The 14,885-nt window shown below is 42.1% G+C and carries 12 protein-coding genes; 4 read left to right on the forward strand and 8 right to left on the reverse strand.

Translation table 11 applies throughout. From position 1 onward, the window contains the following. Positions 1–660 precede the first annotated feature (660 nt). From RG959_RS10175 to RG959_RS10195, 5 genes are all read right to left on the reverse strand, one after another. Positions 661–924 (reverse strand): DUF1292 domain-containing protein, encoded by a 264-nt coding sequence (locus RG959_RS10175; protein WP_342797019.1) that lies wholly within the window; start codon positions 922–924, stop codon positions 661–663. Between the two features lie 145 nt (positions 925–1,069). Continuing rightward, positions 1,070–1,324 (reverse strand): YczF family membrane protein, encoded by a 255-nt coding sequence (locus RG959_RS10180; RefSeq protein WP_342797020.1) that lies wholly within the window; start codon positions 1,322–1,324, stop codon positions 1,070–1,072. Between the two features lie 25 nt (positions 1,325–1,349). After that, the gene (locus RG959_RS10185) at positions 1,350–2,462 is read right to left on the reverse strand and encodes a GerAB/ArcD/ProY family transporter (protein WP_342797021.1); all 1,113 of its coding nucleotides are present in this window, start codon (positions 2,460–2,462) and stop codon (positions 1,350–1,352) included. Positions 2,463–2,479: 17 nt separating this feature from the next. Then, complete coding sequence (locus RG959_RS10190) at positions 2,480–3,709, reverse strand: Ger(x)C family spore germination protein (protein ID WP_342797022.1); 1,230 nt, start codon at positions 3,707–3,709, stop codon at positions 2,480–2,482. Further along, positions 3,699–5,309, reverse strand: a complete 1,611-nt coding sequence (locus tag RG959_RS10195; protein WP_483298874.1) for a spore germination protein — start codon at positions 5,307–5,309, stop codon at positions 3,699–3,701. Before RG959_RS10195 ends, RG959_RS10190 begins: the two co-directional genes overlap by 11 nt. A gap of 751 nt (positions 5,310–6,060) precedes the next feature. Here RG959_RS10195 and RG959_RS10200 point away from each other — a divergent pair. Beyond that, on the forward strand, positions 6,061–7,467 hold the full coding sequence (locus tag RG959_RS10200; RefSeq protein WP_342797023.1) for an alanine/glycine:cation symporter family protein: 1,407 nt from the start codon (positions 6,061–6,063) through the stop codon (positions 7,465–7,467). 89 nt (positions 7,468–7,556) lie between these two features. On the opposite strand, the gene ggt is transcribed toward RG959_RS10200, so the two are convergent. Continuing rightward, a complete protein-coding gene (ggt, locus tag RG959_RS10205; RefSeq protein ID WP_342797024.1) occupies positions 7,557–9,212 on the reverse strand; it encodes a gamma-glutamyltransferase in 1,656 nt (551 codons plus the stop codon). Positions 9,213–9,500: 288 nt separating this feature from the next. Continuing rightward, complete coding sequence (locus RG959_RS10210) at positions 9,501–10,124, reverse strand: GntR family transcriptional regulator (protein WP_342797125.1); 624 nt, start codon at positions 10,122–10,124, stop codon at positions 9,501–9,503. A 422-nt stretch (positions 10,125–10,546) separates the two neighbouring features. Here RG959_RS10210 and RG959_RS10215 point away from each other — a divergent pair, with 422 nt between their 5' ends. After that, on the forward strand, positions 10,547–11,086 hold the full coding sequence (locus RG959_RS10215; RefSeq protein ID WP_342797025.1) for a tyrosine-type recombinase/integrase: 540 nt from the start codon (positions 10,547–10,549) through the stop codon (positions 11,084–11,086). A 62-nt stretch (positions 11,087–11,148) separates the two neighbouring features. Here the strand turns inward: RG959_RS10215 and RG959_RS10220 are convergent, their stop codons facing one another. Then, positions 11,149–11,835, reverse strand: a complete 687-nt coding sequence (locus RG959_RS10220) for a universal stress protein (protein ID WP_342797026.1) — start codon at positions 11,833–11,835, stop codon at positions 11,149–11,151. Between the two features lie 225 nt (positions 11,836–12,060). Here RG959_RS10220 and RG959_RS10225 point away from each other — a divergent pair, with 225 nt between their 5' ends. Continuing rightward, on the forward strand, positions 12,061–14,475 hold the full coding sequence (locus tag RG959_RS10225; protein WP_342797027.1) for a Na+/H+ antiporter subunit A: 2,415 nt from the start codon (positions 12,061–12,063) through the stop codon (positions 14,473–14,475). Further along, on the forward strand, positions 14,462–14,884 hold the full coding sequence (locus RG959_RS10230) for a Na(+)/H(+) antiporter subunit B (protein ID WP_315691763.1): 423 nt from the start codon (positions 14,462–14,464) through the stop codon (positions 14,882–14,884). The genes RG959_RS10225 and RG959_RS10230 overlap by 14 nt, the downstream gene beginning before the upstream one ends. Position 14,885 lies beyond the last annotated feature (1 nt).

A 14,885-nucleotide genomic window follows, 5' to 3' on the forward strand; every position in this document is an offset into this window, starting at 1 on the left:
CTGAGCCAGGATCAAACTCTCCAAAAAGTGTTTGATTGCTCATTTGTTTCCATTAAAACACGGGGTGTTTTTAATGGTAGATAAAAAATTAAAACGTTGACGTTTTTATTGATTTTGTTCAGTTTTCAATGTTCAATTCGTTCAAGCCGTCTCTGCGACAACTAAAAAATCATATCATTAAATCTAATTCTTTGTCAACGTTTTTTTATACGTTGGTCTTAGAACTCTTCTGCTTTCATATTTTCAAAAGCTAATGGACTTTTATGATCTACAATGTATTAAGCAAATGTTGAAGATTTGCCCGCCGTTTCAGCGACGAATAATAATATAACACGCATTTAACACCATTACAATATGTTTTTTTGTTTTTCTTTTATTTTTTTCGATATGCAATACTATTCCATTTTGAATAGCGATTTTCATGCAGATTAAAAAATAATGATTTCTTTAAACAGCACCTGTTTTTTCCTGTTTCTTCTATAGTATTTGTTAATCTTCCTGCCCTGGCATGAAGCTGCTTAGCCGCTCTACATGTTTATTCGAATAGCGATCTTGCTGTAATGAACAAAAAACAAGCGCTATTCTTTTTTAGAAAAGAATAGCGCTTGTTATGTAGTTCTTACAAAACAAATGTATGATCATAGGAAGCCATTCCGTTGATCAGCCTTGCTCAGCCTCTTGAAACGCAGCGGCTACTTTTTCAAATTCCTCATCATCTTCAATAACGGTTAACTGATCAACACTTTCGCCTTTCAAAAAGAACACATTGATGTCTTCGTCTGAGGCTTCGTCAAGCTCTTCCACCAAACTAACAGCTGCATATTGAGTTCCGTCAATCTTCAATGTCCCAAGCACTTCAATTTCCTCTTCTTGGTCATTTTCATCTGCCAATGTAAAGATATCGCCTACTTGAATCTCTTCCATACTAATTCCTCCTCTGTTTCTGTTAGTGGGTTCGTTCCCTCAAATAGTATCTCCACAAGGTCATTGTTTATTTCTCCCCATTTGTTCCAACATACGCAAAACAAACCGGTACCACATGTCTATACCTCTTTTTCAAAAGAGAATCTTACTTTTCATCCGTATTTTCTTCTGCTTTTTTCGCTTGTGAAAGCACCTTCCAATAGTAGACAATCAACAAAACAGAAAGCAGAGCGAAAATAAACCCTTCAGCAGGTCTCATAATCGAAAACGGATTAAGTATGTGGTTTATAGAATGTTTCATGCTATACCCTTGAATGATATCCAGCAGCAGCATTAAGCCAAATAACATCGCCGCCACTAATACCGGAACACCAATCATTTTTAAAGCAACGCTCTTCATTGTTATTCACCCAGCCTCTCGATTGTTATTTCGTTGCCGGTTGCTTTTTTTGTTTCTTCCTATTTACTAAAACGGCACTCACCAGCAAAAGAAGCGGAAAAATCACTTGAAACGGCAAATGCAGATAGAGCGGCACAATGTCCAGTCCTTCCCGAATATGCTCCGGAAAATTGCTCGCTATTCCTACAGATAGAAACAGCGTAATAAACCCTAGAGGAAAAACAAGATGAGACGATTCTTTTACCTTGAATAAACTCGCTGCCCCCATAATGGCTACATAAACGAAAATCGTGATTTTAAAGAACCCGCCAATGATAACACCTATCATAAAAAATACATCTAAACGCTCAATGAATTCTGCAATCTCGATTGTTTGTATAGTGGAGAGCAGCGGAAATTGGGAACGTGAAAGCAGGCTGAAACCGAGGACGCTTAAATTGACTGCCATCGATACGGATAGAACGAGCCCGCTAACCAGCAAAGCATAAATGCCTACACGCTTTGCTTTGTTTAATTGATTTAAGTATGGATAAATCATTGTGAAGACAACGATTTCGCCGAAAGGAAAAAACACAGATTCTCCCATTGCTTTTAGCACCGTGACGGTTCCCTCCTCAAAGAGGGGCTGCAAATTCTTTGTATCAATAGAGCCATTAAATATAAGGAGCATCAAAGAAGTAACCGCAAGGATTAGCACAACGACAAAAAGAATTTCGCCTGTTCTTGCCATCGTCTCGATACCTTTTCTAATCGTATAAACAACCAAAACCATCCACAATAAGTTAATAATGAATAAAGGGGTTTCCGGATATGCGAACATAACAAGCATTTCTCCAAAGTCCCGCAGTACCCGTGCAGCAAGGTAGAACAGATACAGAACATATAAAAAGGCAAAAATCTTTCCAAAGAAAGGACCCCAGAGTTTCGGCATATATTCTGTCGGTACAAGTCCCGGATAGTAAGAGCCAACCTTATAGTAGAGTAAAAATAAAAGTAATCCTCCCACCATGCCGCCTAGAATGGCCAGCCAGGCGTCCTGTTTTGCTGTTAATCCGACCGGAATGATAATCGAACTTCCGAGTTGAAATAATATAATAAGCACAAACAGCTGGCGGGGACTGATTTTTGCTTTCTCCATTGCCCTTCACTTCCTTTTTATTCCTTTCCTTTTTTCATTTCTGATAGGTAGGAATTATTTCTTAGACCTGTTCGGCGGATATAGGATTCCACTGATACATCTACAGCCAGATTGGGGAAGACCTCATCCTCCCACTTCTTTTCAATCTTTTTCCATTCTTTTGGTTCAGCGCGGTGAAATACCTCTCCAAATCCAAAGATATCTGTTTTCCTCTTTTTTGTATGACGGATAGATGTTTCAATTTCCTTCTTTAGCTGTTTGCTTATATCGTTCTCTATTTTATCCAGCGTCTCTGGATCTTTCAGGTTAACAGGCACCGTTACTTCTCCAATATCGCCTTCCATATGAACAGCAACAGAAACATGCGGTTTTCCGTTTTTCATATCTGCCGATACATTTGTTTTTTGACGAACCACACGATAAGAAATAGCGTCTTTTTGACCTGCCCATGCTGTCGTGATAGTCGTGCTCTGAATCCGGTCCAAAACCCAAAGGGCGCTTCTCGCATCTATGCCCTCAATCCAGCCCACTAACTTTCCATTTTTAAAGATGGCATTACCATCTGCCTCAATAGACGTTGGTATCTCGGTTGCTTGAAGGCTCTCCTGCTTAGTTCCTGCTTTTGGATCACCTTTTAACGTAAAGCCGCTAATTATCGGCTCTCGGCCAGGCGATACAAGTGCGGTAATGGTTTCTTGTAAGTCAATGTTTATATTCTCACCCAGTGCTTTTTCTGTTGATTCCAATGTCTGCATGATTTTTTGGGAGGGGACTTTATCCAGAGCGGCTAGCGTTGTGACGAGATCCTTTGCCTTTACACCATGGGCAATTACGACAGACGTCGTTACGCGGAATTGGGAACCTCTGTCAAATGCCTCTAATGCAGGCGCAATGCCTTCTTTTTTGGCTACCTCTTCGCCAATCACCACAAGATTGGTGTGGGAATAATATGGTTCCCGTGAAATTTTCCTTGACATATTCCCATGGACTTCCATAATCGTATCACCTGTAGCCGTATAAACAGCAACAGGCGGACTTTGGCCTCCGCCTCCTCCCTGCAGACCGCCGGCAATATTCCCCGGGTTAAAGAATTGGTACGAAGCCTCATATTGCCCTTCTTCGTTTAGGTCAATTGCTACAGCAGCCACCATCGCTATATCGGTCAACTGCCTTTCACTCCAGCAGCCTGATGTAAAAACAGATAAACTAGCCAGTATCCCAAACAGAAAAGTGCGTTTACGATTCATTTTGATTCCCCTTTTCTGTGCTTTCGTTTTTAATCGTTCTCGGCTGAGGAGGAGCTGGCATTTGATTTTTCCCCTCACGCTTAACGTTGCCAGGACTGAAAAGGCTCGGACGCTTTTTCGTTGCCCACCATGGTGTGCGAATAAGAGTATCGCCATTTTCAACAGCTCTGAATGGACCGAGTGGCGCCATATATGGAACACCAAATGAGCGTAAGCTGCATAAATGAACAGTCAGCATAATTAAGCCAATGATAATACCGTAGAAGCCAAATGTAGCAGCAAGCCCCATAAAAATAAATCGAAGCAGGCGTACAGAGATCGCAATGGAGAATGAAGGCGTGGCAAAACTCGCGATCGCTGTAATGGCTACAACAATAACCATTGGCGGCGAGACAATACCAGCCTGTACGGCAGCCTGGCCAATAACAAGACCTCCGACAATAGATACGGTTGATCCAATCGCTTTAGGCAGCCTTAAACCAGCTTCCCGCAAAACTTCAAAGGCCAGCTCCATAATTAACGCTTCAACAACAGCCGGAAAAGGCACCGTCTCCCGCTGGGCAGCTATGATCAGGACTAACTGTGTCGGTATCATTTCTTGATGAAACGTGGTAGCGGCAATATACACGGCTGGCCCGATAAGGGAGATAAAAAAAATAAAAATCCGTAAAAAGCGGGTGAATGTCGCAATATCAAAGCGGAAATAATAATCATCAGGAGTTTGGAAAAATTGTATAAAAACAACTGGTACCAATAGAACAAACGGTGTACCATTTACAAAAATAGCCACACGTCCTTCCAGCAAGTTTCCAGCGATTACATCTGGCTTTTCCGTATGATAAATTTGTGGAAATGGACTGGCCGGCTGGTCTTCAATTAACTGTTCAATATAGCCCGATTCCAAAATGCTGTCGATTTTTATTTTCTTTAATCTTTTTTTGACCTCTTTAACAACATCGTGATCGACGACGTTATTTAGATACATAATTGAAACATTTGTATTGGTCTGGGTGCCTATTTTCATCGATTCTACCCATAAATCCGGCGTTCTAATGATTCTGCGGACCATCGAAATGTTTGTGGAAATGTTTTCGGTGAAGGCTTCTTTTGATCCCCGGATTACGTTTTGAGTAGTTGGCTCTGAAATCGAACGGCCTTCGCCGCCCTGTGTACTTGCGACAGTAAATGCTTTGTCCGTTCCATCAATAAAAATGAGTGTTGCCCCGACCAATAAAGATTCGAGCAGCTTACTCCATTCTGTTTGTTTTTTTACACCACCCATAGGGATTACCAGGTCGTATATGTTATCCAGCATTTCCGGCTTTGTTTCATTCTGTGAAGAAGATTGATACTGCATCAACGATTCGATCAAAAAGTCGTTTAATAATTGGTTATCCACCAATCCCTGTACGTAAATCACAGCCGCCTTAGCTTTTGAAGAACCGATTTTTATTTCGCGGATGATAATATCAGGACTGTTTCCGAATTTTTGCTTCACTAAAGAGAGATTGTCCTGTAAGTTGCTCGTTATCGACCCAGGCATCGGGTCAACTGGCTCGTTTGGTGCTGCTTGTTTTTTGCCTTTAAAAAATGGGGACATAGCGCTGCCGACCTTTCTGCTCTTTTTATCTTCAGATTTGCCTAAAAAAGATTTTTTATACGTATCTTTTCTTAAGCTTTATAGGCCGGCTGCCCACCCTGAAATGAGTCATGTACTGAATTCGTTACATGCTAAATGAAAAATAAGTGGAGTTGAAAAACAATACAGAGGAGCAACGAAGAACAAACATTGTAGGTTGATTTTTCTTGTCGTAAAGGAATAAACCGGGAAAATTCAGCTTTTATTCGATAGCCAAATCAGTCACTGGAAACCTCAAATCTTCACCTTAACACTCAATTATTATCCTTTATTTACCTAAAAATATCATTTATCATCTTTAGTCTATGCTAAGTGTATAAATTCTTACATTATAAATATTAATAGAGACCCTCCACTCAATTACTTAAGAAACCAAGTGTGGTCTAGACTTTTTATATAACCAGACTTTATTTTTATTCAGTTTTTTTAGAAAATACCGAATAAATAAACAAGTCATTCAGTATTGACAATTTAACTTTGCGTCTAATAATATGTAATATATTATACAGAGTGTTAGAATCGCCGGGATTATAGCTGCTTTCTGTATATACCGCACGACCATATTAACATAGGAAATAATGTTTTTACATATTTTCCCTGAAAAGAGCTTGTTATTATCGTTACATAGGCGGTTTTTTACATCCCCTTAGGTTATTTGAAATGACATAAGGGATAAACAGCTTTATAGGTAAGGACAAAAGGAGGAAATGAAATGGAGCAATTTATATCAACTCTAGTCGGGCAGATCAATGAGCTTTTATGGTCCAACATTCTGATTATTCTGCTTGTTGGAACGGGTCTTTATTTTACCTTCCGCTCACGCTTTTTACAATTTCGTCTTTTAAAGGAAATGGTATCTGTTCTAAAAGAAGGAAAAACGGGCGGTTCTGTTGGCCTTTCGCCGTTCCAGGCGTTTTGTATTAGTATGGCAGCCCGTGTAGGAACGGGTAATATTACCGGTATTGCGATTGCCATTGCTCTTGGCGGCCCGGGAGCGATCTTCTGGATGTGGGTGATCGCGCTGATCGGAGCTACATCCGGCTTTGTAGAAAGTACGCTGGCTCAAATCTACAAAGTGAAAGACAACGAAGGCTTCCGTGGCGGCCCTGCCTACTATATGGAAAGAGGCTTGAAAAAACGCTGGATGGGTGTCCTTTTTGCGATTCTTATTACTTTGTCATTCGGTCTTGTGTTTAATGCAGTACAATCCAATACGATTACAGTTGCGTTTGAAAATTCATTCGGCATAAGCCGCTTGACGCTTGGTATTATTATGACGATCGCTTTTGCCATTATTATCTTTGGCGGCATTAAGCGGATCGCTAAAGCATCAGAATACATCGTCGTTGTATTAGCTGTTCTTTATATCGGTGTGGCTCTCTTTATTACCCTTATGAATATTAGTGACGTACCAGACGTTTTAGCTCTTATCGTGAAAAGTGCCTTTGGACTTGAACAAGCAGTGGGCGGAACGTTTGGCGCTATTATTATGAACGGTGTAAAGCGTGGATTGTTCTCTAACGAAGCGGGTATGGGAAGTGCACCAAATGCAGCTGCTGCCGCTGTAACAAGCCACCCTGTTAAGCAGGGGCTTATTCAAGCTTTAGGTGTTTTAATTGACACAGGTATCATTTGTACAAGCTCTGCCTTTATTATTCTGCTTTCTCCGGTATATAAACAAACTGACCTAAGCGGAATTGAACTGACACAAGCATCACTGGCTACACACATCGGTTCATGGGCACCAGGATTTTTAGCGTTCATGATTCTCTTGTTTGCTTTCAGTACACTAATCGGCAACTATTACTATGGCGAAACAAACATTGAGTTTTTAAATACAAGCAAAACGTGGCTGATGGTATACCGTTTAGCGGTCCTGGGCATGATTCTTTTCGGCGCTGTAGCCAAAGTACAGCTTGTATGGGACCTTGCCGACTTGTTTATGGGCTTCATGGTTATCGTCAACCTGATTGCCATTTTGCTTCTATCTAAAATTGCTTTCTCCGCTTTAAGCGATTATACAGCACAAAGGAAAGCCGGGAAAAATCCGCAATTTTACAAAGACACGATTAAAGATCTGGATGGGGTCGAATGCTGGCCTTCTTCCAAAGAAAAATAACTATATGTAATTGAGATTTGTTTTTCGATACATCAAACAGCCGCTCTTTCTTTCTAAGAAGAGCGGCTGTTTTTTTATCACGCGGCGTCTCAAAAGCCCGATGCAGCTCCATCTCCTCGGGGATCTGCCCCGCCAAACATTACCTTCGTGTCCGGGTCGATTAAAATGGCGCCTGCATGCCCCATCGTATCGCTAAAGTCTTCTACAAATTCAAGCGAATGCCCTTTATCTCTTAACTGCTCCACTACTGCTTCAGGAATTCGCGCCTCTACTTTTAAGCTGTTAGAATCAGATCCCCACGTACGCCCATACAGCCACCTCGGTGCTTCGATAGCGGCTTGAACGCTATATCCGTAATCAACAATCCGAGTGACAAGAGCTGCCTGCGTCTGCGGCTGTCCTTCACCGCCCATTGTGCCGTAAACAAGGTAAGGGGCGCCGTTTTTAAACAGCATGGCAGGATTTAACGTATGAAATGTTCGCTTATTAGGCTCGAGCCGGTTGATATGTGCGGGGTCCAGTGAGAAGAAGCTTCCCCGGTTTTGCAGTGTTACACCTGTTCCCTCTGGAATGATTCCAGAGCCGAAATCATGATAAATACTTTGAATAAAAGAAACCGCATTTCCTTCTTTGTCTACCACGCCCAGCCAAACGGTATCTCCTTTCGGCTCAAGCTGTTTGTTTAAATGATTAGCACGTGTAAAATCAATTTGCGCTGCCAGCCGTTCTCCCCGTTCAACTGACAACAGTTTCCGGAGTGGAATATGAAGGAATTCCGGATCTGTCAGCCATTCATCCCGATCAGCAAATGCCAGCTTAGTCGCTTCGACCAGCAGATGATAATACTCCGCGGATCCTTCTTCAATAAAACGCAGATCAAACTGATTTAAAATATTTAAAATTGAGAGCGACGCAAACCCTTGTGTGTTAGGCGGTAAATTGTAAGCTGTATAGTCTCGGTAATTGACCGAAATAGGCCGCACCCAATCGGAGCGATGTCGCTGAAAATCTTCCATGGTCAAGAGACCGCCGTTTTCCTGAACCTCTTTGACAATTTGTTCACCCATTCTTCCATCGTAAAGAACCCGGCTGCCTTCTTTGGCAATGGCCTCCAGTGTTTCGGCTAAATCCGGCTGCTTCATGATTTCTCCTGTCCGGTAAGCCGTCCCGTCTTCTTTTAAAAAGGTTTCTCGAAACCCTTTGAACCGTTGAAGGTTTCTAAATTCTTGATCATGTTCATCTAAATTGACGTTCGTCCAATATTCCTGGCTAGGCGTAACAGGAAATCCATGTTTTGCATAAGAGATCGCTGGAGCCAAAAGCTCTTCCCAGGACAAGCTTCCTTCCATATGCTTTTTTGAGTACTTGTACGCTTCTTCCCACCCAGCAACTGCTCCGGGAACAGTCAGCGCTGCCAAATACCCGCGGGAAGGAATAGAAGTGAGGCCTTGATTACGATAAAAGTCAATGGTTGCATGCTGCCCAGCGCGCCCGCTGCTGTTTAATGCGTTGATCTCTTTTGTTTTTTCATTGGAAATCAGCCAGAAATTATCTCCACCGATGCTGTTCATATGAGGGTATACAACAGATAAAGTAGAAGCAACAGCAATTGTAGCTTCAATTGCATTTCCTCCTTTTTGTAAAACAGCGAGACCCGCTTGGGTGGCCAGATAATGAGGTGCTGTTACCATGCCGTTAGAAGCTAATGTAGTTGGGCGATACGAATTCATCGTTTGACTTGTCATACAAAAACCCCCTTTTATCAATATATGTATATGTGGTTTTTACAAAGACACATACGCTGTTATGTATTCTAAACTTATGCAGAAAATCAGTGTCTTGATTGCTATAGCATTACAGCTATTAAACTACAGCAGGCAGCATTTGGAATGATTAATGTAAGAAAATGTAACATAATTTATCAAATACCAGGAAATTAGCTTTCTGATTCCCTTATCAAGCCTGTATCAGCCAGGTTTGACATAAAAAAACGGCCCTTAACAAATGTTAAGAGCCGTTTTTTTATGTTGATTTTACTCGATATACAGCCGAATGCGTTCGAGGCTGTTTTTCCAATTATCCCGCAGGGCTTCTTTTGCCTGGGCCGGATTTTTTCTCTTTAATGCATCAATAATTTGTTTATGTTCCTCATAGGAGGAAAGTTTTCTGACGTTTAAACGAAAATAATGAAGTTCCATTCTTTTAATTTTCACCTTTACACCTTCAAGTATTTTCGTCAGCTCTGCATTACCTGAAAGCTGAATAATCTTATTGTGAAACTCGTTGTCTGCCTGGATAGCCGCAAGCTTATCATCACTGCGAAGTATTCGATAAAAGCGTTCATTTAGTGCTTCTAGCTCCGCAATGTCTTTTGAAGAAATAAACGCTGTACCCTGCTCTAAAGCCAGACATTCAAGTGTCCAGCCAATAGAGTAAATGTTTTCTGCTTCCACAGGGTTAATAGGCGCTACCTGCGTCCAGCGATTTGCTTTTGTGACAACTAATCCTTCATCTTCAAGCTTAAGCAATGCTTCCCGGACAGGTGTCCGGCTAATTCCCAGCATTTCTGACAACTCTTGATCCTTTAACTTTGCATCCGGTTCCAATTCACCAAGTACAATCCACTCTTGAAGTGTGTTGTAAGCTTCATCCCGCATGAATGTACGTTTAACCTTTCTTACCTCGTTTTTATCTATGTTCAACGTAAAACACCCCCAGTTTGTCGCATTGTATAACCTATGTATCCATCTCTTTAAGAAAAAATAATAATGGACCTCCATTTTATCTGCTATAGCGGAGAGTGGGCCTTCCTAAATTATAAGACGAAACAAACCCCTATTTTATTCTTTTTATATGATATGTAATATACCACATCTTGTTTGGCAATCAAGCTATTTTTGTTCTTCGAAATTTTAAACATTGTTGTTTTTTCATCAAAAAGTGATTGCTATACCTATGTCTCTCTTCTCTGTAGTATAGCCTCTCTATTCTTTTTCCGTTTAATTTGCCCTCCCTTATCGTTTGAATGTAACACAAATGCATGTTAGGCTATATTTAAGTAACATAAGAGGTGAAAAAAGTGGAGTTTGTCAACCCAATCAAAAATGTGCAGGACATCCAACTAATGAAGGCTGTATTACAAGAACGCTCTAGCCGAGATTTTGTTTTGTTTGTTCTAGGTATTAATACAGGGCTTAAAATTAGTACCCTTTTGTCTTTAAAAGTGAATCAGCTCGTGGAGGAATCTGGTGCCATTCAATCTTTTCTATTAATAGAAGACCAAAAAATTTACATTAATGACCAGGTAAAAGCGGCTCTGTCTTTTCATTTGGAGCAAACAGAACCGCCGCTTGACAGCTATCTGTTCAAATCGCCTAAAAGTGATGCCCCGATCACACGGCAGCAAGCATACCGCGTTATAAATGAAGCTGCCCGAAAAGTCGGGATTGCCGATCAAATTGGCACTCATACTTTGCGAAAAACGTTTGGCTATCATGCTTACTTAAAAGGAGTAGCCATCTCTCTTATTCAAGAAAGATTTCACCACGCCTCTCCGTCTGAGACATTCCGCTATATTGGAATGGATGAAAGAGACCAGAAGATCGATGTGAACCTGTAAAAAACACACAAAAAAGCCCTCAGAAGGAGAACACGCTCTCTTCTGAAGGCCTTCCCTGCGATTTAGTTTTCAAATTTTTCTTCTTTGATCGAAGAGTGAATCGATGTTGGTTCCGTAATCCTTTCATCTGTCACATGAAGCTGGCACGTTTTGTTTTCTTTAATGTATGTGAATACCCCGTTGTTAAAATCCGTACCGGTTTCTTTATAAAAAATTCCTTCATGAATCACATGGTCTGAGTGCGTAAAGGTAATTCGATGTCCGTCTTCTCCTTTTACGAGATACGCTCTTGTACCATTTTCAAAAAGATTTTCGTTGTCTTCGACAGACCGGTCGATGGACACAATATGAAAATCAACAAATGAAATTTCACGCAACAGTGTATTTACAAAAGAACCCTTTTTAATTTCTTGCCAGCGGCTCTGCGGAGACTGTCCCAAAATAATCTGGGTAATATTCAGCTCACGGGCCACTTCTGCGATCACTTTCGCGGCCGGCCTCTTTTCATTGTAGCGAATAATAAACTCTTCCGCCCCTAGTTCTTCGGCAAGAACTTTCCATTCTTGGATGTACGCCGCTTTGTCTGCGCCTACTTCGTCTTTCGGAGACGGATCAACCGTTAAAATATAAAGCGGGCAGTCCAGCATATCGGCAATTTTACATCCACGCTTAATAAGCCGCTCACCGTTTGGGCCATAATAGGCACACACTAATATACTTTCATCCATACGGGCTCTTGCTTTTTTCATAACCGTTTCACCTCTAGTATGATTTCCTGCTCCATTCGCCTGGGGACGTTTAAAACCAGGCTGAAAAAAGGAAAGAACCATTTTCTCACTTATCTTTAGTTAGGATAAAGGTCTATCCTGAAATTTTCAACCCCTAATCCAGGAATCTGGGCACTTTTCCTTTTAAAAGGCTTTTGCCTTTTTTAAAACTGATTGCGTTTATTTACTAAGTCAGGAGGGATTTATTTGACACTGATTCATCTGTTTGTTCTCGTTCCGATCCTGTCAGCGCTGCTGATCCCCTTTATCGGAAAATGGTTTCCGAAACTTCATCTTGGCTGGGCCGCTCTTTTTGTTCCCATTTTATTATTTGTTTGTTTTTGTACAGCCATTCCGAAAGTGGCGGCTGGAGGATCCGTCTTTGGATCGATGACCTGGTCACAGGCATTGGATCTTGCTTTTTCCGTGCATCTAGACGGACTCAGCTTGATTTTCACGCTGCTCATTACCGGCATTGGCAGCTTGGTCGTTCTTTATTCCATTTTTTATTTATCAAGAGAGCGGGAGTCTCTCTCTCACTTTTACGCCTATCTGCTTTTGTTTATGGGCGCGATGCTCGGGGTCGTTCTCTCAGATAACATGATCATGCTGTACGTATTCTGGGAACTGACCAGTATTTCGTCTTTCCTGCTCATCGCTTTTTGGTTCCGGCGGAAAAAATCCCGCTACGGGGCGCAAAAATCTTTTTTAATTACGGTTGGCGGCGGGCTTTTTATGCTGGTCGGCTTCATTATGCTGCATGTCATAACAGGGACAAACAGCATACAAGAAATCATTTCCATGGATGATTCTATCCGGGAACACGCGTTGTTTGTGCCAGCGCTCATTCTGATTTTAATTGGCGCATTCACCAAGTCCGCCCAATTCCCTTTTCATATCTGGCTCCCTGATGCAATGGAAGCGCCGACGCCTGTCAGTGCTTATCTTCATTCTGCCACAATGGTGAAAGCCGGCCTGTTCCTGGTCGCACGTTTTACACCCATTTTTGGCGGGGAAGCCGTTTGGTTCTGGCTGGTCAGTGGAATCGGAATGTTTACGATGTTTTGGGGTTCTTTTTCCGCTGTCCGTCAAAAAGATTTAAAAGCCCTGCTTGCGTATTCAACCATCAGCCAGCTCGGTTTGATTATGTTTTTGTTTGGAATGGGTTCTGCTGCGCTGCAGGGGGGCGCTTCCACAGAGTCTGTCATTTATACGAAAGCAATTTTTGCTGCTCTTTTCCATCTTGTGAATCATTCTACGTTTAAAGGCGCCCTATTTATGGTAGTGGGCATTGTTGACCATGAAGTCGGCACCCGGGATATCCGGAAGCTCGGCGGACTGCTGCCTTTTATGCCGGTTACGTTTACTTTAGCCGTCATCAGCAGTTTTTCTATGGCGGGACTTCCCCCGTTTAATGGCTTTTTAAGCAAAGAAATGTTTTTCACCGCTTCTCTACAGGCAGGCAGCATGAACATCTTTTCCATGGATACATGGGGACCGCTTTTCCCCATTATCGCATGGGCCGGCAGTGTGTTTACGTTCGTTTATTCTATGTTTATCGTATTTCGGACGTTTCTTGGTCCGTACCGCCGCGAGCGGCTCGAAAAAACCCCTCATGAAGCACCTCTGGGTATGTTGATTTCTCCGATTGTGCTTTGTGCGATCATTATAACGTTATTTTTTGTTCCAAATGGGCTGAGTCATTACCTGCTGGCTCCGGCCATGCACAGCATTCTTCCTTCTTATCAAGGCATGAAAGGTTTGATTCCGCATATTTCAGCCTGGCACGGCTTTAACCCAGAACTGATTATGACAGCAGGTGTTGTCGTAATCGGTGCACTGCTGGCGAGAATGTACCGCGCCTGGCAGGATGTGTACGAGCTCTTTCCGGCAAGCCGGAGTCTTGACCGCGGTTATCAGTGGCTGCTGGCCGGAAGTGAAATAGGCTCAAAAAAAGTAACCAATCTCTATATGACCGGATTTTTGCGCCATTACTTGTATTATATTTATGGCTTTTTGATTTTCTTGACGGGCGGCACTCTTCTTTTTTCAGGCGGGCTTTCCCTTCGTTTTTCTCACGATGTGCCCGCTGCTCCATATGAAATGCTGCTCGTACTCATTATGGCAGCAGCAGGCGTCGGCATTCTTTTTACCAAGTCACGGATGACGGCCGCGCTGCTTAATGGCATCCTTGGATACTCGATTGCGATTTTCTTTGTGCTTTTTCGGGCACCCGATCTTGCTTTAACACAACTCGTAGTAGAAACCGTTACAACCGTTTTGTTTCTGCTTTGCTTTTATCATCTGCCGGAATGGCCAAAAGAAGATCGTTCCTTTAAAGTACGTGTCCCTAAAATACTCATCTCTATCGGTATGGGTATGTTAACGGTGCTGCTTGCTCTTTCGGTACAAGGAAATAAATTATTTGATTCCATTTCTTCTTATTTTGAAGATTCTTATGATCTTGCAGGCGGACGTAATATTGTGAATGCTATTTTAGGAGATTTCCGGGCGTTTGATACGATGCTTGAAGTTGTTGTGTTATTCATTGCCGGAGTGGGCGTCTATACACTGGTGAAGCTGAAAATACCGAAAGGAGCGGATGATCATGAGAGAAAATGATTTGATTTTACAAACGGTCTCAAAAGTTGCCGTCTTTATTATTCTGACTTTCGGTGTATACCTGTTTTTAGCCGGACATCATCATCCGGGAGGCGGTTTTATCGGCGGGCTGACTCTTTCATCCGCTTTCGTTCTTTTATATTTAGCGTTTGATGTAGAAACCATTAATAAAGGCCTTCCTTTTGATTACAAAAAAGTCGCTGCGCTCGGTGTAATCATTGCCACTCTTACCGGCACAGGTTCTTTGCTGTTTGGCAGCTCTTTTTTAAGCCAGACGTTTGCTTATTTTAACCTCCCTATTTTCGGTAAAACAGAGCTTGCGACCGTCATGCTGTTTGAGTCCGGAGTGGCGCTCGGTGTGATCGGCGTAGTGGTCACGATTATTATCAGTATTAGTGAGGATGTGTAAG

It is taken from the genome of Domibacillus sp. 8LH (assembly GCF_038806185.1).
Taxonomy (GTDB): Bacteria; Bacillota; Bacilli; order Bacillales; family Domibacillaceae; genus Domibacillus; species Domibacillus indicus_A.

Excerpts from the sequence above, each read along its gene's own strand:
- RG959_RS10190 (WP_342797022.1), bottom strand. The coding sequence starts at position 3,709 with ATGAATCGTAAACGCACTTTTCTGTTTGGGATACTGGCTAGTTTATCT.
- RG959_RS10185 (WP_342797021.1), bottom strand. The coding sequence starts at position 2,462 with ATGGAGAAAGCAAAAATCAGTCCCCGCCAGCTGTTTGTGCTTATTATA.
- ggt (WP_342797024.1), bottom strand. The coding sequence starts at position 9,212 with ATGACAAGTCAAACGATGAATTCGTATCGCCCAACTACATTAGCTTCT.
- RG959_RS10195 (WP_483298874.1), bottom strand. The coding sequence starts at position 5,309 with ATGTCCCCATTTTTTAAAGGCAAAAAACAAGCAGCACCAAACGAGCCA.
- RG959_RS10210 (WP_342797125.1), bottom strand. The coding sequence starts at position 10,124 with ATGCGGGATGAAGCTTACAACACACTTCAAGAGTGGATTGTACTTGGT.
- RG959_RS10175 (WP_342797019.1), bottom strand. The coding sequence starts at position 924 with ATGGAAGAGATTCAAGTAGGCGATATCTTTACATTGGCAGATGAAAAT.
- RG959_RS10180 (WP_342797020.1), bottom strand. The coding sequence starts at position 1,324 with ATGAAGAGCGTTGCTTTAAAAATGATTGGTGTTCCGGTATTAGTGGCG.
- RG959_RS10220 (WP_342797026.1), bottom strand. The coding sequence starts at position 11,835 with ATGAAAAAAGCAAGAGCCCGTATGGATGAAAGTATATTAGTGTGTGCC.
- RG959_RS10200 (WP_342797023.1), top strand. The coding sequence starts at position 6,061 with ATGGAGCAATTTATATCAACTCTAGTCGGGCAGATCAATGAGCTTTTA.
- RG959_RS10230 (WP_315691763.1), top strand. The coding sequence starts at position 14,462 with ATGAGAGAAAATGATTTGATTTTACAAACGGTCTCAAAAGTTGCCGTC.